General features: G+C 31.1%; 24 protein-coding genes. 9 read left to right on the top strand and 15 right to left on the bottom strand.

Annotated features, from left to right (window positions below; all coding sequences use genetic code 11):
- Nucleotides 1-2: 2 nt before the first annotated feature.
- Nucleotides 3-209 (bottom strand): hypothetical protein, encoded by a 207-nt coding sequence (locus NMSP_RS02560; RefSeq protein ID WP_086907303.1) that lies wholly within the window; start codon nt 207-209, stop codon nt 3-5.
- 76 nt (nt 210-285) lie between these two features.
- Here NMSP_RS02560 and NMSP_RS02555 point away from each other — a divergent pair, with 76 nt between their 5' ends.
- Together NMSP_RS02555 and NMSP_RS02550 are read left to right on the top strand one after the other, a co-directional pair.
- Nucleotides 286-669 (top strand): hypothetical protein, encoded by a 384-nt coding sequence (locus tag NMSP_RS02555; protein WP_192866202.1) that lies wholly within the window; start codon nt 286-288, stop codon nt 667-669.
- Between the two features lie 292 nt (nt 670-961).
- Entirely contained in the window at nt 962-1,669 is a 708-nt protein-coding gene (locus tag NMSP_RS02550; protein ID WP_086907302.1) for a cupredoxin domain-containing protein, read from the top strand.
- A gap of 19 nt (nt 1,670-1,688) precedes the next feature.
- On the opposite strand, the gene uvrC is transcribed toward NMSP_RS02550, so the two are convergent.
- From uvrC to NMSP_RS02530, 4 genes are read right to left on the bottom strand one after another with little or no spacing between them, the layout of a single operon-like run.
- Nucleotides 1,689-3,275, bottom strand: coding sequence for an excinuclease ABC subunit UvrC (gene uvrC, locus NMSP_RS02545; RefSeq protein WP_086907301.1), 1,587 nt, complete (start codon nt 3,273-3,275; stop codon nt 1,689-1,691).
- Nucleotides 3,272-6,091: an excinuclease ABC subunit UvrA gene (gene uvrA, locus NMSP_RS02540; protein WP_086908350.1), complete on the bottom strand. Its 2,820-nt coding sequence runs from the start codon at nt 6,089-6,091 to the stop codon at nt 3,272-3,274. Before uvrA ends, uvrC begins: the two co-directional genes overlap by 4 nt.
- Nucleotides 6,081-8,033, bottom strand: coding sequence for an excinuclease ABC subunit UvrB (gene uvrB / locus NMSP_RS02535; RefSeq protein WP_192866201.1), 1,953 nt, complete (start codon nt 8,031-8,033; stop codon nt 6,081-6,083). The genes uvrA and uvrB overlap by 11 nt, the downstream gene beginning before the upstream one ends.
- Before the next feature lie 48 nt (nt 8,034-8,081).
- Nucleotides 8,082-8,714, bottom strand: a complete 633-nt coding sequence (locus NMSP_RS02530; protein ID WP_086907300.1) for a pyridoxamine 5'-phosphate oxidase family protein — start codon at nt 8,712-8,714, stop codon at nt 8,082-8,084.
- A gap of 86 nt (nt 8,715-8,800) precedes the next feature.
- On the opposite strand from NMSP_RS02530, the gene NMSP_RS02525 reads away from it, so the two are divergent.
- Nucleotides 8,801-9,025, top strand: coding sequence for a hypothetical protein (locus NMSP_RS02525; protein WP_086907299.1), 225 nt, complete (start codon nt 8,801-8,803; stop codon nt 9,023-9,025).
- Between the two features lie 207 nt (nt 9,026-9,232).
- Nucleotides 9,233-9,652, top strand: a complete 420-nt coding sequence (locus NMSP_RS02520; RefSeq protein WP_086907298.1) for a hypothetical protein — start codon at nt 9,233-9,235, stop codon at nt 9,650-9,652.
- Here the strand turns inward: NMSP_RS02520 and NMSP_RS02515 are convergent.
- The 3 genes from NMSP_RS02515 to NMSP_RS02505 form a co-directional block, all read right to left on the bottom strand.
- Nucleotides 9,649-9,876 (bottom strand): hypothetical protein, encoded by a 228-nt coding sequence (locus NMSP_RS02515; RefSeq protein WP_086907297.1) that lies wholly within the window; start codon nt 9,874-9,876, stop codon nt 9,649-9,651. The two genes, NMSP_RS02520 and NMSP_RS02515, sit on opposite strands and share 4 nt — an antisense overlap.
- A gap of 48 nt (nt 9,877-9,924) precedes the next feature.
- Nucleotides 9,925-11,034: an LLM class flavin-dependent oxidoreductase gene (locus NMSP_RS02510; protein ID WP_086908348.1), complete on the bottom strand. Its 1,110-nt coding sequence runs from the start codon at nt 11,032-11,034 to the stop codon at nt 9,925-9,927.
- Nucleotides 11,035-11,129: 95 nt separating this feature from the next.
- On the bottom strand, nt 11,130-12,074 hold the full coding sequence (locus tag NMSP_RS02505; RefSeq protein WP_086907296.1) for an iron-containing alcohol dehydrogenase: 945 nt from the start codon (nt 12,072-12,074) through the stop codon (nt 11,130-11,132).
- Nucleotides 12,075-12,124: 50 nt separating this feature from the next.
- Here NMSP_RS02505 and NMSP_RS02500 point away from each other — a divergent pair, with 50 nt between their 5' ends.
- Nucleotides 12,125-13,402, top strand: coding sequence for a glycerate kinase type-2 family protein (locus NMSP_RS02500; protein ID WP_086908347.1), 1,278 nt, complete (start codon nt 12,125-12,127; stop codon nt 13,400-13,402).
- 4 nt (nt 13,403-13,406) lie between these two features.
- Here the strand turns inward: NMSP_RS02500 and NMSP_RS02495 are convergent, their stop codons facing one another.
- Nucleotides 13,407-13,706, bottom strand: a complete 300-nt coding sequence (locus tag NMSP_RS02495) for a hypothetical protein (protein ID WP_086907295.1) — start codon at nt 13,704-13,706, stop codon at nt 13,407-13,409.
- A gap of 51 nt (nt 13,707-13,757) precedes the next feature.
- A complete protein-coding gene (locus NMSP_RS02490; RefSeq protein ID WP_086907294.1) occupies nt 13,758-14,198 on the bottom strand; it encodes an Lrp/AsnC family transcriptional regulator in 441 nt (146 codons plus the stop codon).
- A 158-nt stretch (nt 14,199-14,356) separates the two neighbouring features.
- Here NMSP_RS02490 and NMSP_RS02485 point away from each other — a divergent pair, with 158 nt between their 5' ends.
- Nucleotides 14,357-14,596, top strand: coding sequence for an Lrp/AsnC ligand binding domain-containing protein (locus NMSP_RS02485; RefSeq protein ID WP_086907293.1), 240 nt, complete (start codon nt 14,357-14,359; stop codon nt 14,594-14,596).
- A 227-nt stretch (nt 14,597-14,823) separates the two neighbouring features.
- Here NMSP_RS02485 and NMSP_RS02480 read toward each other — a convergent pair whose 3' ends face one another.
- Nucleotides 14,824-15,060 carry a hypothetical protein gene (locus tag NMSP_RS02480; protein WP_086907292.1) on the bottom strand — a complete coding sequence of 79 codons (237 nt, stop codon included), beginning with the start codon at nt 15,058-15,060 and terminating at the stop codon, nt 14,824-14,826.
- Between the two features lie 784 nt (nt 15,061-15,844).
- Nucleotides 15,845-16,807: an MBL fold metallo-hydrolase gene (locus NMSP_RS02475; RefSeq protein WP_086907291.1), complete on the bottom strand. Its 963-nt coding sequence runs from the start codon at nt 16,805-16,807 to the stop codon at nt 15,845-15,847.
- A gap of 76 nt (nt 16,808-16,883) precedes the next feature.
- Here NMSP_RS02475 and purN point away from each other — a divergent pair, with 76 nt between their 5' ends.
- Nucleotides 16,884-17,501 carry a phosphoribosylglycinamide formyltransferase gene (purN, locus tag NMSP_RS02470; protein ID WP_086907290.1) on the top strand — a complete coding sequence of 206 codons (618 nt, stop codon included), beginning with the start codon at nt 16,884-16,886 and terminating at the stop codon, nt 17,499-17,501.
- Here purN and NMSP_RS02465 read toward each other — a convergent pair.
- Together NMSP_RS02465 and NMSP_RS02460 are read right to left on the bottom strand one after the other, a co-directional pair.
- Nucleotides 17,498-17,818, bottom strand: coding sequence for a cupin domain-containing protein (locus tag NMSP_RS02465; RefSeq protein ID WP_086908346.1), 321 nt, complete (start codon nt 17,816-17,818; stop codon nt 17,498-17,500). The genes purN and NMSP_RS02465 overlap by 4 nt on opposite strands.
- A 1-nt stretch (nt 17,819) precedes the next feature.
- Nucleotides 17,820-18,092, bottom strand: coding sequence for an antibiotic biosynthesis monooxygenase family protein (locus NMSP_RS02460; protein ID WP_420887407.1), 273 nt, complete (start codon nt 18,090-18,092; stop codon nt 17,820-17,822).
- 102 nt (nt 18,093-18,194) lie between these two features.
- Between NMSP_RS02460 and NMSP_RS02455 the strand changes: the two genes are divergently transcribed.
- Nucleotides 18,195-19,061: a bifunctional 5,10-methylenetetrahydrofolate dehydrogenase/5,10-methenyltetrahydrofolate cyclohydrolase gene (locus NMSP_RS02455; protein WP_086908345.1), complete on the top strand. Its 867-nt coding sequence runs from the start codon at nt 18,195-18,197 to the stop codon at nt 19,059-19,061.
- Nucleotides 19,048-19,608 carry a 5-formyltetrahydrofolate cyclo-ligase gene (locus tag NMSP_RS02450; RefSeq protein ID WP_086908344.1) on the top strand — a complete coding sequence of 187 codons (561 nt, stop codon included), beginning with the start codon at nt 19,048-19,050 and terminating at the stop codon, nt 19,606-19,608. Before NMSP_RS02455 ends, NMSP_RS02450 begins: the two co-directional genes overlap by 14 nt.
- Here the strand turns inward: NMSP_RS02450 and purD are convergent.
- Complete coding sequence (purD, locus tag NMSP_RS02445; RefSeq protein WP_086907288.1) at nt 19,599-20,861, bottom strand: phosphoribosylamine--glycine ligase; 1,263 nt, start codon at nt 20,859-20,861, stop codon at nt 19,599-19,601. The two genes, NMSP_RS02450 and purD, sit on opposite strands and share 10 nt — an antisense overlap.
- Nucleotides 20,862-20,947: the final 86 nt, after the last annotated feature.

The raw sequence follows: 20,947 nt of genomic DNA, 5'->3' as shown, positions 1-20,947 counted from the left end.
TTTTAATTTCTTGTATCAAGCCATTCTTTTGCTTTTGAATTTACATCATGCTTGTACAAAACTTCAAAAACCATATCATAAAATGTGATACCTTTTTTCTGAGCCTGATCATCAAGCCATTTTATTCCATCAGATAGTTCTGGATCAAATTCAGAGAACTCCACTAGCTCGTCGACCATTTTTGAAAAGAATGCCTGTGATTCGATCATATCTACAACTTTCTAACTATGATCATAAAGGGAGTATTGAAAATATATAGACAAAAAACCGTTTTTTCATTGACAATTGGAACACAATTTGTATTTTGATGGGGATTTGAAGAAAATTTCATGGGTGATTCATACAGAGACTAAAAAATTTAGTCAAAATAGAGAGCATATTGAAAAATACAGAGACAAGATTACAAAAATCCAATCAAAATACATCGCATTACATATAGCGTTATTTTGGGGAATTGGAACATTTAAGATAAAAAACGAAGATTATGTAAAAATCAAATTAGATGAAGAAATAATGTATAATCAATTAAATTCAAAAATGAAAACCAATGATGAATTTATAAAAAATAAAATAAAATTCATTCAAAGTTTCATCAAACAAAGGAAATTAAGAATACATTTTGAAAAAATTGACACTAAAAATAATTTATCTAATAAATTTTTAAAATAAAAGAGATTAAGACCGAAAACGGAGAGTTACTCGGTGAGATCTCTTAATTGTAATTACAAATAGAACTAGAAGCATAAGCCATAAAACAAATAATTGTTGAACAACATTAACAACACTCAGACATTAATTAGAGCGATCATATAGAATTTTCAATAGATTTTAAAAATTTATGTAATAATTTCAACAATATTCAAAAATTAGAAATGAAGGAAGAAATTTATCGACATTTCTTAGTATTAGTTAGAAACCAACGATTAGATTTATTTACTATACACCTAGACATGGATCAATTATGGCAAGCATAGACAAAGCAGCAATTGTATTTTCAATTGCAATCACATTAGTTGGTGTCGGAATTGCAGCAATGGGAGGTTCAATGGATAACTCACCAGCAGCACCTACTCAACAAATGAGTTCTGCAACAAATACAGATGCAGCAGAAAAAGCCGAAGCAGCAGCAGCTAAAGCAGCAGCAGCAGAAGCAGCAGCAGCTAAAGCAGCTGAAAGAGCAGCAGCAGCAGATGCAGCAGCAGCAGAAAAAGCCGAAGCAGCAGCAGCTAAAGCAGCAGCTAAAGCAGCAGCAGAAAAAGCCGCAGCAGCAGATGCAGCAGAAGCTAAAGCAATGGCAGAAGCAGAAGCTAAAGCAATGGCAGAAGCTAAAGCAGCAGCAGCAGAAGCAGCAGCCGCAGCAGCAGGTCCAGAAACACATATCGTTGAAACTGCAATTGGAAGTGGTGCACCAGGATGTGAAACATCTAATGCATGTTACTTACCACAAGACATCACCATTAATGCTGGAGACACAGTAACTTGGGATAATGTAGACAATGCAGCACATACTGTAACAGGTGGTAGTCCAGCAAATGGTCCATCTGGAGTATTTGACAGCAGTCTACTTATGGCAAAAGGTGTATTCTCACACACATTCGATGATGCAGGTTACTACGATTACTTCTGTATGGTTCATCCTTGGATGATTGGTAGTGTTACAGTCAACTAACCAAAAATTTTCCTTTTTTCTATTTTATTTTATTTTTCCTAATTGTTCTATTATATGCCACACCGAATCTATGAGTTTCATCCCGAGCATGCTGTAAAATTTGTAACGATTTTTTATTTTTTGGGATTACAACAGGTTTGCTAATTTTTGGAAGATATACTTCTTCATTTTCTTTTGCTAAAGAAACACAAGGTAATTTCAATCCAAGAGATTCCAAAGACTTCAGAGCAGCATTCAATTGACCCTTTCCACCGTCAATTAAAATCAAATCAGGCAAATTAGAATTTTCTTCCAATAATCTATAATATCTTCTTTTAATGACTTCACCAATCATAGCAAAGTCATCTCTACCCTGAATAGTTTTGATTTTGAATTTTCTATATCCAGATTTGTTTGGAATGCCATCAATAAAACTAGACATAGATCCAACTGCAAATTCAGCACCATGGTTAGAGATATCAAAACATTCAATGTTGTTAGGTAACGAAGGTAAATTCAAAAGTTCTTGTAACTCAATTAATGCAGGATTGGCACCTTTAGAGTGAATTAGTCTGATATTTTTTAATATCAAATTCATAATATCATTTTTTTTGCCACGCGTAGGAGTCATAATTTTTACATTAAATCCAGATTGTTCAGATAGTAAAGATTCTAGTAATTTTTGATTTTCAGGAATTTCACTAACAATAATAAATTTAGGAATTTTATGTGTAGAATAATACTGATAAAGAAAATTTGAAAACGAGTTATCGCCTACCAAATCAAAAAAGAACTTATCACTATCTCGAATCACTCCATTGATCATTCTAAAATTCATTATTGTGGCAGTTTGTTCTTGAATTCCAATGCCAAAATACTCTTCATCAGAATTTTCAACATATTCCATTTTTTGTTTAGTTTGAAGACTACCAAGCCTGATCAAAGTATCCCGAATGTCCTTTGCACGTTCAAATTGCTGAGATTCTGCAGCCTGATGCATTTCATCTTCTAATTTTTTTGTAAAAATTTTTGTATCGTTTTTTCCTTTCAGGACATCTTCCAATTTTTTAACATGATCAGGATATTTTTCTTGAGCATCTTTGAATTCACATGGACCTTCACAATTACCTAAATGATATTCTAAACAAACCTTCTTTGGTAAAGTTTTACAAATTCTAATTTGAAATGCTTTTCTTAAAGTGCCAATAGTTAATAATTTGGAACTACCTTGAGTAAAAGGACCATAAAATTTTCCTTTACCCAAAAATTTTCCATCCCTAGTTCTTCTAGCAACTAATAATCTAGGATATTTTTCATCAGAAACTCTCAAGTATGTATATCGTTGTTGATCTTTTAATTCAATATTAAATCGTGGACGATATTTTTTAATCATATTTGATTCTAAAAGAAAAGCTTCACTTTCATTATCAGTTAAAACAAATTCAATATCAGAAATATTTTCAACTAATTTTTGAGTTTTATAATTTTGATTTTTATTAAAATAAGAACGAACACGATTTTTGAGATTTTTTGCTTTTCCAATGTAAATAATTTTGTCATCAGAATCTTTCATTAAATAAATACCAGGATTAGTAGGAATGGTAATTTTAGAAATATCAAAAGTCATTTTTTCATTAATTTTTTCAAATATTTTCCAGTGTAACTGCCAGGAGATTTTGAAACATCAAGAGGAGTACCAGCAGTCACAATTCTACCACCTTCATCCCCACCTTCAGGACCTAAATCAATCAACCAATCTGAATTTTTAATGATATCCATATTATGTTCAATCACCACTACAGTATTTCCCAAATTAACTAATCTGTTTAATACATCTAATAATTTTTGAACGTCTGCAAAATGCAAACCAGTTGTAGGCTCATCTAAAATGTAAAGAGTCTTTCCAGTACCACGTTTGGATAATTCTGAAGCAAGTTTGACTCTTTGAGCCTCACCGCCAGATAGAGTAGTGGATGATTGTCCAAGTTTAATATATCCCAAACCAACATCATTGACAGTTTGTAATTTTCTTTTAATAGATGGAACATTTTCAAAGAAATTCAATGCTTCATAGACTGTCATTTGTAGAACATCAGAAACATTCTTTCCTTTGTACAATACAGATAATGTTTCAGAGTTGTATCTTTTTCCTTTACATTCATCACATTTTACATAAACATCAGATAGGAATTGCATTTCAATTTGTTTTACACCGTCACCTTCACATGCAAAACATCTTCCATCAGCAACATTAAAAGAAAATTGTCCTGGTGCATATCCACGTTCTTTTGATAATGCAGTATTAGAGTACAATTCTCGAATAGGAGTAAAAGCGCCTATGTATGTCGCAGGATTTGAACGAGGGGTTCTACCTATAGGAGATTGATCAATAGCAATAACTTTATCAATATTATCTATACCAGAAATTTCTTTATGAGCACCAGAACTGATATGTGTTTTAGAAAAATGATTTTCTAAACTTTTAAGTAAAATATCATTTATCAATGTAGATTTTCCAGAACCAGATACTCCAGTTACAGATACAAAGAGTCCCAAAGGAATTTCAACATCAAGATTTTTCAAATTATTTTCAGATGCATCTTTAATAATTAAGGACCCCTCAGGTTTACGAATTTTATTTTCTAAAAGAATTAAAGAATCATCTTTAAGATAAGTTCCAGTTACAGATGTGTTTGACTGTAAGATTTTTTTAATTGTCCCTTCAAAAACAATATTCCCCCCATGTACTCCAGCACCAGGACCTAAATCAATAATCCAATCTGAATTTCGTATTACTTCCTCGTCATGCTCTACAACAATGATGGTATTTCCAAGATTTCGTAGCTTATTTAGCGTTTTAATTAGTCTAGCATTATCACGTTGATGCAATCCAATTGTAGGTTCATCAAGGACATACAAAACACCCGTGAGATTAGAACCGATTTGGGTAGCCAATCTAATTCGTTGGGATTCTCCACCAGACAATGTGGAACTAAGACGATTTAAGGTAAGATAATTTAATCCTACATTAATTAAAAATTCTAAACGTTCTTTAATTTCCTTTAGAATATCTCTTCCAATATGTTGTTCCGTTTCAGTCAATTTCAAATTAGAAAAGAAATCAAAACAATTAGTGATAGACAAATCACACACATCCATTATTCCCAAATCATTAATCGTAACTGCAAGGGATTCAGGTTTTAGTTTTTTACCATTACATGTAGTACAATGAGTATCACGCATAAACTGTTTAAGCCATTCACGTTTTGATTCAGAATCAGTTTCTAGAAAAACTCGTTGAAGATTTACAAGTACACCTTCAAATGCATTAGTATACTTCCACGAAGAATCTCCAGATTTAGAATTATATTGAAAATCAATTAAATCAGATGTTCCATTTAAAATAATTTTAAGATGTTTCGGTTTTATTTTTTCAATTGGAGTCATAAGATCAAACCCAAATTTTTGACCAACTGTTCTTAATGCTTGTCTCCTGAATGCAGAAAATCTTCCACTCCAAGGAACAATTGCACCATCTAAAATTGATTTAGATTTATCAGGAATTACTAAATCAGCATCAAACTCCATTTTAACTCCCAAACCATTACATGTTTTGCATAATCCAAATGGAGAGTTAAATGAAAAATTTCTAGGTTCAAGTTCACCAATGGTTAGTCCACAATGCGGACAAGCATTATTTTGAGAAAAGATTTTTTCAGATTTATCTGAGGAAATCATTACATCACCTTTTGAAGCTTTGATTGCAGTTTGAATAGCCTCAAAAATTCTAGATCTTTCAGATTTACTTGTTGAAATTCTATCTACAACAATTTCAATATTATGCCATTTTTGACGATCTAATGGAGGTATGCCATCATCTAGGCTCAAAATTTCGCCGTTTAGTCGTATTCTAGAATATCCATCTTTTTTGATTTGTTCAAAGAGTTTCTCATAGGTGCCTTTTTTTCTTTGAATAAGGGGAGATAAAATCAGTATTTTTTGTCCCAAAAAATCTTTGAGTACAGAATCACAGATTCGTTCAACAGATTGCGTAGAAATTTTTCTTTTACAATTTGTACAATGAGGGATTCCAATTCTAGCAAAAAGTAGACGCATGTAATCATAAATTTCAGTAGTAGTACCAACAGTTGAACGTGGGTTTTTACTAGTAGTTTTTTGTTGAATTGCAATTGCAGGAGACAACCCTTCAATTGAATCAACATCAGGTTTATCCATCATTTCCAAAAATTGACGAGCATAAGAGGAAAGGGATTCAACATATCTTCGTTGTCCTTCAGCATAGATGGTATCAAATGCTAGAGTAGATTTTCCAGAACCAGATAAACCACTAATTACTACTAATTGGTTTTTTGGAATGTCTACATCAATATTTTTTAAATTATGATGGCGAGCTCCTCGAATTTTTAATTTATTATCTATCATTTCTGTATTCAATCTCCTTTTCTAATCTTTTAATTCTATCACGACAAGAAATTGCTTGTTCAAAGTCTAACTCTTCAGAATATTTTTTCATTTGAGCATCTAAGTCAATTACATCATTCCTAAGATCATGTATTGATTTTAATTTTGATTCATCTAATACAATTTCTTGCTCAGGAACAGATTTCATAATTGTTTTTGGAACTATTCCATGTTGCTCATTGTATAAAATTTGTTTTTGTCTACGACGAGAAGTTTCATCAATAGTATTTTTCATAGATTGGGTATTAGTATCAGCATACATTATCACAGTGCCAGTTACATTTCTTGCAGCTCTACCACAAGTTTGTATCAAACTAGTAAAATTCCGTAAAAAGCCTTCTTTATCAGCATCAAGAATTGCAACAAGTGAAACTTCGGGAATATCCAAGCCCTCACGCAGTAGATTAATTCCCACTAAAACGTCAAATTCGCCTAAACGTAATTGACGAATAATTTCAGTTCTTTGTAATCCATCAATTTCTGAATGCATATATCGGACTTTAACATCTTTTTTTGATAGATATTCAGCTAAATCTTCAGCCATTCTTTTAGTCAAGGTAGTAACTAAAACTCGTTCAGAATTTTTAGTTCTTTCATTAATTTCAGAAATCAAATTATCCATCTGATCTTTAGTTGACCTAATCTCAATTTGTGGGTCAAGTAAGCCCGTAGGTCGAACTAATTGTTCAACAATTTTTGCAGATATTTTTTTTTCATATTCAGAAGGAGTGGCTGAAACAAAAATAGTATTTTGAATATATTCTTCAAATTCTTCAAATTTTAATGGTCTATTATCATATGCACTAGGTAATCTAAAACCATATGTGACAAGTTTGTCTTTTCTAGAATAATCACCTTTGTACATTCCATGTAGTTGCGGTAAAGTTACATGAGATTCATCAATTACCAAAAGATAATCATCTCCAAAAAAATCCATTAGACAATATGCTTTATCACCTTCGTTACGTCCATCAAAATGTCTTGAGTAATTTTCAATACCAGAACAATAACCTAATTCTTCAATCATTTCTAAATCATAATTTGTTCTCATTTCAAGTCGCTGCTTTTCAAGTTCGTTCAATTTTGGCAAATGCTGTTTTAGTTCAGCCCTGATTGATTTTACAGCTCTTTTTGTAACATCCTTAGCAATTAGATAATGTTTTGCAGGAAAAATAGTCATTTGATTTATTTTCTTTTTTTCTTTTAGTGAGACATGATCAAGCAGAGTTATCTTTTCAATCTCATCACCAAACATAGAAATTCTAATTATATCCTCAGAATATGCAGGAGTAATATCAATAGTGTCCCCCTTAACTCTAAAATTTCCAGGAGCTACTTCAAGATCATTTCTTTCATATCTAGCATCAACTAATTTTCGAATTAAATCGGTTCTTTTGATTTCATCTCCAGCACCAACTAGAATTGAAGAATCTTTCCACTCTTGAGGATTACCAAGAGAATAGATACAAGAAACAGTGGAAACAATAATTGTAGGTTCTCCCGACAATAACATTGCAGTTGCTTCTAATCGTAATTTTTCAATTTTTTCATTAATTTGAGTATCCTTTTCAATGTAAGTATCAGTTTGTGGCAAATAGCTTTCAGGTTGATAGTAATCATAGTATGAAACAAAATAACCAACATTATTTTTGGGAAAGAATTGTTTCAATTCAGCGTATAATTGAGCAGCAAGTGTTTTGTTATGAGAAATTACAAGTGTATTTTTTCCAGTTCGAGCAATAACATTAGCAACTGAAAAAGTCTTCCCACTTCCTGTAACACCCAGCAAAGTTTGAACAGACTTTTTTTTTACACCCTCAACTAAAGCATTAATGGCTTCAGGTTGATCACCAGTAGGGTCATAATCAGATACCAAATCAAATTTAGAAATTTGTTCCAACATTTACAATCACTAAAAACTGAATTTAAAGCAATGGTGATATCAGGATAATTACCACTTAGGTTCATCAATCATTGTTAAAACACCATCAATTTCTTCAAAACCCATAATTTTTAGTGTGGTTTTTGCAGTAGCAGAATTCTTTTCAAGAATCTTTTTAGCCAAAATCATTCTATCGTTAGAACTCATGTGTTGACCAATCTTGTATTTTCCATGAAGTGTTTGAGGATTAATTTTGATAACACTAACTGCATCCAAAACACGCATATCAGATTTTAAGGGATCATAGAATCCTTCAGGTTGATATTTTTCCATTAATCCATTAAGTGCCAAAGTTTTTTCTTCCCTATCAGTAACAAAAGAAGCAATTCCTTTAACAACAACACTGATGTATAATGTATCAGCTAAAGCTGCATTATGCGGATCTTCAAAATATGAAGGTAAAAATTCTAATTCCCTATCAGCTTCAAATCCAACTTTGTCATTATTAGAAATGTTATCTAATTTTTCACCTTTTACATGAGAATGCATGTAAATTGCATCATTTAGAAAAACAAAATTCATAGGAATTATCTGAGGGAATCCACTTACATCAATACTAGAAATTCTACCAACATGTTCATCGTTTAGAAATTCTTTAATTTTTTCAAAAGATTTTATTTCAAGAATGCCAACAAGTTGCATGAATTAATTTTTTAAAATTATTTTATAAATGAAGATCAAATTCCTATGAAAAAATACCTAAAATATAAGAAAGATTCAGAGTTCACATGGATGATCCATATTTAAATGATTTAAGAGGAGAATTCAACAGTTATTCAAATCAATTAAAAAAATTGAAAAAGAAATTACTCAAAACAAGTTCAGTAGAAGAACAGGAGAAAATTATCAAGCAAATTGATTCAACTGCAAAAAAGATGGAAAATAATCAAAAACAATCTGTCAAAGTTACAAAATCAAGGTTAAAAGAAAGAAAGAAAAAATCAAGAAGATAGAATTATTCAGAATTCAAATCTTCGGATAATTCTTTAATTTGTAATATTTTACACCCAAATTCAGTGCATTCAGTTTTCATTTCTTTACTCATACTAACTAATAACAAAAATAACCAAAAATGCAAAACATTCTAAAAATTGACTTTATTGATTCAAAGTTTTCATTAATGTAAATTGCTAAATTTAAGAGTAAATTGATTAAAATTAATGGATTTTAATGAAGAAAGGGAAGAAGCCACAAATCAAGTAATCAATATTTTAGAAGAATGGGGCTCTCAATCAAAATTTATCTGGTTTAGAGAATTACATAGAATTACGGATATCGATAAAGGGTTACTTCGCAATATCATCAATGAATTAAAAAAATCTAGAGAAATCAAAGAAATGCACGGGACTAATAATAGAATATTTTTTTGTCTTAGGAGATATTACATAAAATGTCGAGATGTTGAATTTAGATTCAAAGGAAAGGAGATCATGTTAAGAGATGGAAGTAAAACAAAGATTATTCAGGGTTCAACAAATTCCACAGAGCGAACAAGAAAAAGATTACTGAAACAGGCCACTAAAAGAAAATCAAAACAATCTGCAAAAAATAAAAATCAGCACAATTCACGAAATCGCTAAAAATCTTCAGATTGTCGTCTCATGAACTTTGATTCAGCACGTTTAATTTTTTCTGATTCTGCAACATCTTCACTCATATCATATAGATGATGTAATTTCATTTCAGGGACTAATTCATCATTTTTTTCATCATTCAAATCTATTTCAATATTAGATAGAATTTCTAAATTTTCATCTAAAATGTCAAGACATTTTTTTACAGCATCGGGTAAATCATCATTCATAATAATACGTAAAATTTTCACAATAAATTGTGTTATAACAGTTTAGGATTAACCGAATTTTTGCTTATTTTTCTCACGTAATGCAGGCATAACATGACTTGCAAATTTATCAATAGAGCCAAAGTAATTCTTACCCCAGAATCTAATAACAAAGTGGTTAACACCAGCTTCCATGAATCTCTCAAATACAGGAATGATATCTTCAGGGGTTCCAACTGCAGTTGATGAACGGGCAATAGGATCTGGAATTTTAGTTGCAGCCTCTCGCATTTTAACAATCCAACTTTGGTCAGACATAGAATATTCTGTAAAGTATTTGACGAAATCAAATCCTTCAATTTCTTTTAATCCGTGAACTCTCAAAATTTCTGGTTTAAACAAACTAACTTTAACAGCTTCTTTCATTTTTGCCCATGAAGCTTCTGCATCTTCTGAAAAGTAAACATCAATGTCCAACGCCATCTCAAAATTATCTTTATCTTCTTGACTTCGGCCATATTTGTCCATAGCAGTTTCAATTTGTATTCGATGATCTTCAAATAATTCTGGTGTGTAACCGATAGGTAACCAACCCTCACCAAGTTTTCCAGTTAAATCTAATGTTCGTTTTCCACCAGATGCCATGTAAGTAGGTGGATGTGGTTTTCTAATTGGAGGTGCTTGTAAACATGCTTTTTCTAGTCTATAGTATTTACCTTCATAATCTACAGTTGCATCAGGATTAGAATGATATAATTTTTTAATAACTTCAATTTGTTCAGCCCATTTTGAAACTGGTTTTTCAAATGGAATACAAAATTCTTTTAGATTTTGTGCTTCACCTGCACCAATACCAAGAATTGCTCTACCTTTAGATACTCTATCCAAAGTAATTGCAGCCAAGGCAATGTTTGATGGGTGTCTTCGAATTGCATCAGTAACACATGTTCCTAATTCAACATTATTTGTAACTGCAGCAATGGCAGACAACATAACCCATGGGTCTAAAACAGTGGCATTTTTCCACTGTGGGACGTTTGTATGGTCCATATAGAAAATTGAGTCATATCCGGTTTTATCAGCAAGCATACATGCTGTAAGAATCTGATCTTCAGTATATCCAGCTCTAGCAACATTTAGTCCGTTTTGAATACCAAACTTGAGATTTTTATGTGCCAATTGATATAATTGCAAATCATTACAATAAAAAGTTTGAGAAAGCTGCCAATTTCGCAGTTTGTAAATAAAAGAAAAAGAAGTAAAAAAAGAAAGTTTTAGAGATTACCTGCTTTGATATCTTCCAGACATTTTACTACATCATCTTTTGATATTGGTATTGGATTTGGATCCAAATGTCCTTTATCAGTCATGACCGTGTCAGCAGCTTCAGAAACATCAGTTTTGAGTTCTAATTTATCAAAACCAAGTTTATCCATTGCTTCTTTGAATCTATCATAGAAGATTGACTTGTTATGTTTGTGTGCAACTGTAGTACAAGATGACAAGGAATAACCATGAGGTACACCTTCATTTGAGAAAACATAAGACAAAGCATGTCCCAATGTTGTTGAACAATTTCCGAATCCCATTCCAGATAACATTGATCCATATGGATAATTTTCTGGTTTGTCATTCATGATTGCATCATAAAGAATCTCAAATGCTTGTTTACAAAGAGTTCTAGTCAAGTCATTACCAAGTTTACTATCGTAACCTTCAGTAGCTTGAGCACATGCATCACAGACAGAATTTTTGATGACTTGTTCTGGAGTTCCATCCATAAAGTAGGAATCAACTACAGCCATGTCAGCTAAGAATCTGTCTTCACGTAACAATTTCTTTTTTCCATCAAATTTTAGAACACAATAAGTTGTCATTTCAGCTCCAGTTCCAAATGTTGTTGGAATTAGAATTTTTTCTTTATTCATTTCAGGTGCAGCGTATTTTACTACATCCATAGAACTTCCACCACCCAATCCGATTAGAACTGAAGGGTTTTTGTCTTTGAATTGAGAAATGACAGTATTGACATCATCAATTGATGGTTCAGGTTTTACTTGGTCATACAACATATAATCCTGAATTCCCATTTTTGCTAACCATTTGTCAGACAATGCTGGAGGAACGGTTGTTACAACCAGGGCATTTTTTGGATATTCTGTTTCACCAAGTGCATTTTCTCCAAAATTAATAACTTTTGGAATGCGTACTGTATGCATAAAAAAACACCATTGGTTTGTTTATTATATCTTACAGTGATGTAGATCATATGATAATTCAGAACTTTGAAGAATTAGCAATTACAGAAAAGAAAAAAGATTGTTTAGAAATTTTAGAATCAGGTCTTCAAGCAGCAGATCCTCAGAACATATTACCAAATTATGTTACACCAAATGAAATTAGGCTAAATGGAAAGATAATAGATATTTCCAAATATTCCAACATTTACACAGTAGCCTTTGGGAAGGCAGGAGATTCAATGACTAGAGCAATTAATTCAATAATTTCCATAAAAAGTGGCATCATAGTAATACCAAAAGGTTCAAAAGCAAAAATCAAAAGTAAGAAATTTCAAATTTTCAATTCAAAACATCCTAAACCTGACAAAACAAGTGTCAAAGCAGCAAAAGAAGTAATGAAATTTGTAGAAAATAAAAAAAATAAAGAATTAATTATTTTTCTTGTCTCAGGAGGAGGGTCATCATTGCTGGCAATGCCAGACGAAATTACATTAAGTGATAAAGTTCACGTTACAGATTTGTTATTGAAGTCAGGGGCAACAATTCAAGAATTTAATTGTATTAGAAAACACCTATCAAAAATTAAAGGCGGAAAATTAGTTCAAAATATGAAATGTGATGGAGTAAGTTTGATCATGTCAGATGTGGAAGATGATGATTTATCTTCAATTGCTTCAGGTACAACATTCATGGACAATACAACCTATCAAGATGCAATGGACATCATAGAAAAATATAGATTAAAAAGAAAAATTCCAATTGAGGTACTGCAAGTATTGGGAAATGGCTTGCATGATCAAAAACCTGAAACACCAAAAGAATCAAAAATGGATAATTTTGTAATTGCAAATAATAGTAATTGTTTAGAATCAATGGAAAAAATAGCTAAAACAAAAGGATACAAAGTGACAAGAATTCAGAATTACGGAGATATCAAAGAGGTTGTAAAAAAAATTCTAGATAATATTTCTGAAGAACAAAAAACTTGTTTAATTTTTGGAGGAGAACCAACTGTCAAAGTATTAGGAAAAGGGGAAGGAGGCAGAAATCAAGAATTAGTATTAAGAATTTTAAAAAATACACAGAAATTGAAAAAAATCACAATTGCATCAATGGGAACCGATGGGATTGATGGCAATTCTAATTTTGCAGGGGCAATAATAGATAATGTCAAAGTAGATTTGAATATCATGAAAGAATTTTTAAAAAATAGTGATTCAGCAAGATTTTTTCAAAAACAAAAAGGCAACATAAAAACAGGTCATACACACATGAATTTGATGGATATAGGCGTAATTTTGAAATAAATTATCAACGCTGTCTTTCATAAAACTCAACAGGATGATCAAATTGACGATTATAATCAACCTCTATCCAAAACTTTTCTTCATCGATTTCCTTACCTTCAGAAATCCACACATTTAGAATTTTTTGCATAAACATTTGAGTGGTGTTGTCAATTTGAGGCCTAACGCCTGTTTCAGTTTCTATACGATCCCGCTCTTGTTTGAATTTAGTAAGTAATTTTTTGAGATGTTTTCCATTGATATTTGCAGCTTTATTTTGTTTGGCAGCATCTAAATCTTTTTTAAAATTTGATAAAAAACCCATATCTTAACTAGATTAGTTTTTTTAAAAAGAGTTACTCAAAAAATAAAAAAATTATTCAATTAACCTGTTATCTTCTTTAATTGTATTTAACACAAGATGGGTTAATGTATTTTCAACATTAGATATTGCAGAGATTTTTTTTATAAATTCACTTAACAGTTCACGAGTTTTGAATTTTGCAATTACAACCATATCGGCATCGCCAGTAATATCATAAACTGCAATCACACTATCATTTTTTGCAATTTCATTTTCAATATCTAACATTTTACCTTTGTTAGTTTTAATTTCAATTATTGCAGTAATATCAAAACCAAGTAATTCATGATTCAAACGAACTGAATATCCCTTGATGATTTTTTCTTCTTCCAGTTTTTTAATCCTAGAAAGAATTGTGACAGTAGACACGCCCAATCTATGAGACAATTGTCGTGCAGATTGTCTACCATCTACTGAAAGATGTTTTAAAATTTCAATATCTTTATCATCCATATTAGATAAATTTAGATCAAACAAATATTTAAAAATATTGTATAAATTCAAATGAATTTTATTAAAATATTTAAAATAATTATTAAATTTAAATTAAAAAACAGAATTAGTTAAATATCTTAAAAGGCATAATTAGTTATGTTTGGAGTTAAAATTTAATGTCTACAGCATATGTTCTAATAAATTGTGATTTAGGTTCAGAAGAATTTGTAATTTCAGAACTCAAATCAATTGAAGGGGTAATTGAAGTTCACGGTACATTTGGGGCATACGATATTCTCGCAAAAGTTCAAGCAGAGTTAGTAGAAAAATTGAGAGAGACAATTACCTGGAAAATTAGAAAAATTACTAAAATTAGATCAACATTAACATTAATGGGAATTGAAGGACAAGGATAATATCAAATAATAAAACTCATCTAAGTGCGTAATTAAATTAAATATCCTATAAATTATCTGGATATGGATTCAACTCCATTAATCATGGACATGGTCACCATACTCTCAACAGCTTCACTAGGGTTACTAGCAGTTTATGTAATGAGAACCACGATTAAAGATAAAAGAAAACAGTATGAAGATAATCCTTTTTAAAAATGATATTTAAAAATAATTTTTTGATAATTTTATCTAGTGAATTCTTTACATCTACAGTCAGATACAAGACAAATTTCTCCATTTCTAATATGATCATACGAAAAATGTTTACATGATTCATTTTTGCAAATTCTTCTTTGAATTTCTCTTTTTACAATTGCCTGAGCAATTTCATTAGCCTTCTTTTTTGAATACCCCTTTTTATCCATGTAAAAATGAACTATTCCATTATAGACTAAATTTGGATTAAATTGTTTTTCAAGCAATTATTTTCGCCTATTTCCACGCCTAATTTTCTGGTTTTCATGGTCTTTACAGTCACATTTTTTTTCTTTACAGGATTCTTGAATTTGAAACATCATACATAGTATTTGTAATTATAATATTTCAAATTCTCTTAAAATTTTCTATTCAAATGTTTAATTTTTTCTAAAATATTAAAAAAATGATGATAAAAAAGTGGAAAACGTAGTCTTTCTTTAAATTTCCATATTTCCACGTTTCCCATAGGTGTATTGTCCTTCACCATTCAAGTGTCCTAACAAATAATGGATTGATAGACAAGGCATATTTACTCAAAATCACATTTAACTAGTCCTGTTTCTTTTCTTCATTTTTGTTAAAAATATTAAAAAATTCTTCACAAATATTTAATTTGAATTTTAAACAAAACAAAAATTTAAACCGTCATTAGATAGATAATTTGAATTGATTAATGTGGATATTTTATTCAATTCTCATCACCCATCTGAAGTTTTCAAATAATTACTTGTCAACAATTGTATTAAAATTATTTCTAAATTAAAATTAAAATTCATTCATTCTTTCTTAGAATTTTTAACAAAACAAAAATTTAAGTCAACTAATCACATCCTTTACGTAATGTAGCAGGTAGGCTTACACCAGTAACACGATGGGGAATTTGTGACAATGGATACTGTGTTGACTTATACATACAGTAGAGCATCATAAAATAAAAAGTTGATCTGTTAGTATCTGCAATTATTTTTAAAAATCAGAATAATTTTTTAAAAAAATAAAATTATAATTTTAAGACCAATTATCCAGAGAGTTTCTCACCAAAGGTTGGGCACTAATTCCCAATGTGTTCAAATGTGTTGCAAATTCTTCAACAAAGCCATGTATAGTGTAAACTTGTTCTGCACCAGATTTTACCACCATATCTACAAGTTCATTATAATCACAATGATCACTCATAGTGACTGAATAATCAGCACGACGACCAAAAGAAAATTTCTTAGATTGTGCCCAACCACTGAATCCTATTGTTACTGCACCGTATTTTGATTTCATTTCTTGGAGAAATTTATTTTTTGCAGATAAAACAGGAGTAATCATCACCCAAGGTTTTTTTTCTAATAGACCATTTTTTTGAGCTTCAGAGTGACCAAGACAATCCTTTAAAGAAATTCCAAATTTTTGATGTAAAATATTCATTTCTTTAATTGAATCATGCAAATAAAGAGGATCCCAATGACCAAACATTTGTGTTAAAGTTTGAGCCTTTCCAAGTTGATAACCCATCAAAATCACAGGAATTCCCTTTGCATAAAGATCAGCAATCAACTGATTAACCTGATTTTGAATTTCATCCATTTGAGGAAATGTAAATTCAGGCAATCCAAACGTACATTCTGTAATCAAAGTCTTACATTGAGGCACTTTTGCAGCCTTTAGAAATCCCCTATCACGAGTACAAATATCTCCAGTATAGAAAATATCATCGAACAGCAATCCCTTAGAGCCTAATACGTGTCCACTATCAATTAAAGAAAACCCATCCAGAGAGTCAACATGATTTTTCATGGTAAACCCACGTAGTCCAGAAATTTCATTTGTCTCAATTGAAGACAAAATAGTACCTCCATTTTTGGATGGCAGATGATCAGAATGAGCATGAGATACAAAATTGATCCCATCCAAATCAGTTTTTTTTGGATCCAAGTAAACCGTTCCAGTATCAGTTTCACATAGAATTCCATTTTTTGTCATCCTGACTTTACTAGGCAATAAAAAGAAAAATTATTGGATTTGATATAAATTGCAGGTTTGATCCACTATTGACTAGTTGCTAAATCTCGGAATTCTAATCTCAGGACGTGGAAGCAATATGGAATCCATTTTAAAATCAATTAAAACTAAAAAAATTCCAATAAATCCAGCAGTTGTAATTTCAAACAAACCAGACGCAAAGGGTTTGGCAATAGCAAGAAAAATGGGAATTGATGTAGAAATAATTGAAAGCAAAAATTTCAAAGGCAGTAGAACAGATTATGATAAAAAAATAATGAAGGCATTATCAAGTTACGGAGTCACTCCTAGAAACGGACTTGTTTGCCTTGCAGGATTTATGAGAATTATCAGTCCAGGGTTTGTAAAAAAATACAAAAATAAAATCATTAACATCCATCCAGCATTATTACCATCATTTCCAGGATTAAATTCACAAAAACAAGCATTAGACTATGGTGCAAAATATACAGGTTGTACAGTTCATTTTGTCGATGCAGGAATGGATACAGGTCCTGTGATAATTCAATCAGTAGTAGAAATTAAAGAAAAAGATACAGAAAAATCATTATCTAAAAAAATTCTAAAAGAAGAACACAAAATATACTCTGAAGCAGTCAATCTAATTGCCAGAAAAAAAATCAGAATTGTAGGAAGAAAAACTCATATTTCTTAAGAATCAGAGCCACCAAAGAAATACAAAACTTTGAGTTCCTTTGTGTTAGAATGAAAATAATGAGGTACATCTTTACCTACAAAAAATAATTTATCTTTTGAAATTTCATAGTCTTTATTTTTAATTTTAAGAAATCCATTTCCAGAAATTATAAAATATACTTCATCACTTTCATGAGGTTCTTGAGTATCTTCTTCTCCAGGTGTTAATACCAAAATTCCAGTAGCAAGACTATCTTTATTTATGAAAGTATGAAAATACGAATCACTTTTTTTAATTTTATCTAAATTATCTTTTAAATTAAATTCTAATTTCAATTTATTCAACAGATGAATTAAACATTTTTTTCACAGGTTCCACACTCATAAAAGAATGTAATTTTGGATGAAATTGTTGATGTTCAGGACTTTGAATCATAGTCATAAAAGTTTCTTGAGTTTCATGCTCAACGATTATTCGATAGCTCCCATCAGGAGATTTTAGAAATCTTCGTGATACAAATCCAGGAAAAGAGGACAAGACTTTATTTGATTCAGAAAATAGAGTTTTGAAATCATTTTCAGCACCCTCTTTAAGTTGCACATCAGCCATCATGATAAACATACGGATGCTTTAAGGAGCCCACTTAATTTTCTTTCTCAAATTCCTGACAATAATTCCAAGAATTAAATATCAACAAATTGTAAAATGGTCATGGCAGGAACCAAGATTGATGGGAAAATAATTGCTCAAACAGTAAAAGATAGAGTCAAAAAATCAACCTCAGAATTAAAAAAAGAAGGGATCAATCCATGTTTAGCTACAGTTCTAGTAGGTAACAATGCCGCTTCAGCCACATATGTAAGAAATAAGCACAAAGCCTGTGAAGAAGTAGGAATAATCACTAAAGACCACAAACTAGATGAAAATACAACACAGCAGCAACTCAGCAGCATAATTGATGAATTGAATACAGATGCAACAGTTCATGGAATTTTAGTTCAATTACCATTACCAAAACATTTGAGTGAATTTGCAACAACATCACGTATTTCACCATTAAAGGACGTAGATGGTCTTACACCACATAATGCAGGATTACTAGGAATGGGCAAAGCAGCACTTGTAGCATGCACCCCATCAGGAGTAATGGAAATGTTTGACTATCACAATATCGAGTTAGAAGGAAAAAACATAGTTCTAATTAACAGAAGTAACCTAGTAGGAAAACCACTGTATCATTTATTGTTAGAAAAAAATGCCACAGTCATTACATGTCATTCCAGAACAAAAGATATTGAAAAATTTTGTCAAGCAGCTGACATAATTATCACTGCAGTAGGAGATAGAACAAAATTCATTCTTACTCCAGAGATGATTAAAGAAAAATCAATTGTTATCGATGTGGCAATTTCAAGATTTCAAGATAAATTAGTTGGAGATTGTGATTATGAGAAAATTATTGAAAAGGCATCATTTGCCACTCCAGTTCCAGGAGGAGTAGGTCCAATGACAGTTGCAATGCTATTAAAAAATACAATTACTGCGGCATCACTTGGAACTCAAATTGGAAGACAATAACAAAAAATCACTAAGGGAACTTCTTTTAGAAAGAAGAGACAACACATCTTTTGATTTACTAAAAATTGCAAGTAAGAAAATGCAAAAAAGAATTAACAAAGTATATGCTTTCAAAGATGCTCAAAAAATCGGACTCTATTATCCAATCGGAAGTGAAATTCTCACTCAAGACATTATTCAAGAATTAATCAGTAAAGGAAAAGAAGTGTTTTTACCAAAAGTAATTGGGAAAAACATGGAGTTTAGAAAAATTGAAGATTTTGGAAGCCTAGAAATGGGCAAATTTGACATCATGGAGCCCAAAGACAATTGTCAAGTGAGCGATGAATTAGATATCATAGTTGTCCCGACAGTAGGAATTTCACCGTCAGGAGTTAGATTAGGATATGGTCATGGATTTTATGATAAATTTTTAGAAGGAAAAAACATCATAACGATTTCTCTAGTATTAGAGAAACAAATCATCAAGAACATTCCAAAATCAGATCACGACATAAACATGGACTGGATAATTACAGAAGACAGAATGTTTCAAACTCAAAAATAAGATAAACCCTTTTTTCCAATATCAGATCTACAAAATTTGTTAGACCAATTGATTTTTTCAATTTCAGAATATGCAATATTGATTGCAGATTCTAAAGAATCACCTAATGAAGTGACACCCAAAACACGACCACCGTTAGATAAAATTTTTCCATTCGATTTTTTTGTTCCAGCATGAAAAACACCAGTACTACTTGAAATATTTTCAAATCCAGTAATTTCATCATTTGTAGAATATGGGCCAGGATATCCATCAGATGCCAAAACTACACATACAGCAAATTGATCTTTCCAAGAAAGGGAAGGCATTGAAGATAAAGTTCCATCAACACTTGCAGAAAAATAATCATACAAATCAAAATCCATTCTCATTGTAATTGGTTGACATTCAGGATCACCCATACGGACATTGTATTCTAAAACATATGGTATGTTATCTTTGATCATTATTCCAGCATACAAAAATCCCTTAAACAAAATTCCCTCATTTTTCATCGCATGAATTGTTTTTTCAATCACTTCCTCTTGAATTTTTTTTGCTAAATCATCAGTCACAATAGGAGTTGGAGAATATGCACCCATTCCACCAGTATTAGGACCCTTATCATTATCAAAAACTCGTTTATGATCTTGACTAGATGCCATCGGAAGTGCTACATTTCCATCAGATAGTGCAATGTATGAAGCCTCAATCCCATCAATTCTTTCCTCAACAATTATTTTATTTCCAGCATCACCAAATGTTTTTTTTACTAAAATTGTTTCAATAGCAGAAATAGCTTCAGTATCACTATTACATACAATTACGCCTTTTCCAGCAGCTAATCCGTCAGCTTTGACGACAACATTGAAATCAATGGATTGGACATATTCAATTGCCTTTTGAGCATCATCAAATATTTCAAATTGTGCAGTAGGGATATTATTTCTCTTCATAAAATTTTTTGCCCAAATTTTACTTGATTCAAGTTGTGCAGCTGCTTGAGAAGGACCAAAAACTTTCAGGTTTAATTTATTGAATTTATCTACAATGCCAGAAGCTAATGGATCTTCAGGACCAACGACAGTAAAACAATTATTTTTTTGTGCAAATTCAGCTAATCCATCTAAATCATTGACATCAAGTTCAACATTATTCTCAGTACCACCATTTCCAGGAGCAGTGTAAACGGTTTCAACGTGATTACTTTGAGATAATTTCCAAGATAATGCATGCTCTCGTCCACCAGAACCAACTACAAGAATATTTACCAATAAAAAATGTCAGTAGCCCAACAATATAATCCAATTCTCAGAAAATCTGTTTATCTTTATAATGCCACAAACATATCAAAATCCAG

This window comes from Candidatus Nitrosomarinus catalina, assembly GCF_002156965.1.
GTDB classification, from domain to species: Archaea; Thermoproteota; Nitrososphaeria; order Nitrososphaerales; family Nitrosopumilaceae; genus Nitrosopumilus; species Nitrosopumilus catalinensis.
This window is presented reverse-complemented; position numbering and strand designations above follow the sequence as displayed.

Bases quoted from the DNA above. Each gene is read 5' to 3' on its own strand.
- NMSP_RS02560 (WP_086907303.1), bottom strand. From the start codon at position 209: ATGATCGAATCACAGGCATTCTTTTCAAAAATGGTCGACGAGCTAGTG.
- NMSP_RS02550 (WP_086907302.1), top strand. From the start codon at position 962: ATGGCAAGCATAGACAAAGCAGCAATTGTATTTTCAATTGCAATCACA.
- uvrC (WP_086907301.1), bottom strand. From the start codon at position 3,275: ATGACTTTTGATATTTCTAAAATTACCATTCCTACTAATCCTGGTATT.
- uvrA (WP_086908350.1), bottom strand. From the start codon at position 6,091: ATGATAGATAATAAATTAAAAATTCGAGGAGCTCGCCATCATAATTTA.
- uvrB (WP_192866201.1), bottom strand. From the start codon at position 8,033: ATGTTGGAACAAATTTCTAAATTTGATTTGGTATCTGATTATGACCCT.
- NMSP_RS02530 (WP_086907300.1), bottom strand. From the start codon at position 8,714: ATGCAACTTGTTGGCATTCTTGAAATAAAATCTTTTGAAAAAATTAAA.
- NMSP_RS02525 (WP_086907299.1), top strand. From the start codon at position 8,801: ATGGATGATCCATATTTAAATGATTTAAGAGGAGAATTCAACAGTTAT.
- NMSP_RS02520 (WP_086907298.1), top strand. From the start codon at position 9,233: ATGGATTTTAATGAAGAAAGGGAAGAAGCCACAAATCAAGTAATCAAT.
- NMSP_RS02515 (WP_086907297.1), bottom strand. From the start codon at position 9,876: ATGAATGATGATTTACCCGATGCTGTAAAAAAATGTCTTGACATTTTA.
- NMSP_RS02505 (WP_086907296.1), bottom strand. From the start codon at position 12,074: ATGCATACAGTACGCATTCCAAAAGTTATTAATTTTGGAGAAAATGCA.
- NMSP_RS02500 (WP_086908347.1), top strand. From the start codon at position 12,125: ATGATAATTCAGAACTTTGAAGAATTAGCAATTACAGAAAAGAAAAAA.
- NMSP_RS02495 (WP_086907295.1), bottom strand. From the start codon at position 13,706: ATGGGTTTTTTATCAAATTTTAAAAAAGATTTAGATGCTGCCAAACAA.
- NMSP_RS02490 (WP_086907294.1), bottom strand. From the start codon at position 14,198: ATGGATGATAAAGATATTGAAATTTTAAAACATCTTTCAGTAGATGGT.
- NMSP_RS02485 (WP_086907293.1), top strand. From the start codon at position 14,357: ATGTCTACAGCATATGTTCTAATAAATTGTGATTTAGGTTCAGAAGAA.
- NMSP_RS02475 (WP_086907291.1), bottom strand. From the start codon at position 16,807: ATGACAAAAAATGGAATTCTATGTGAAACTGATACTGGAACGGTTTAC.
- NMSP_RS02460 (WP_420887407.1), bottom strand. From the start codon at position 18,092: ATGGCTGATGTGCAACTTAAAGAGGGTGCTGAAAATGATTTCAAAACT.
- NMSP_RS02455 (WP_086908345.1), top strand. From the start codon at position 18,195: ATGGCAGGAACCAAGATTGATGGGAAAATAATTGCTCAAACAGTAAAA.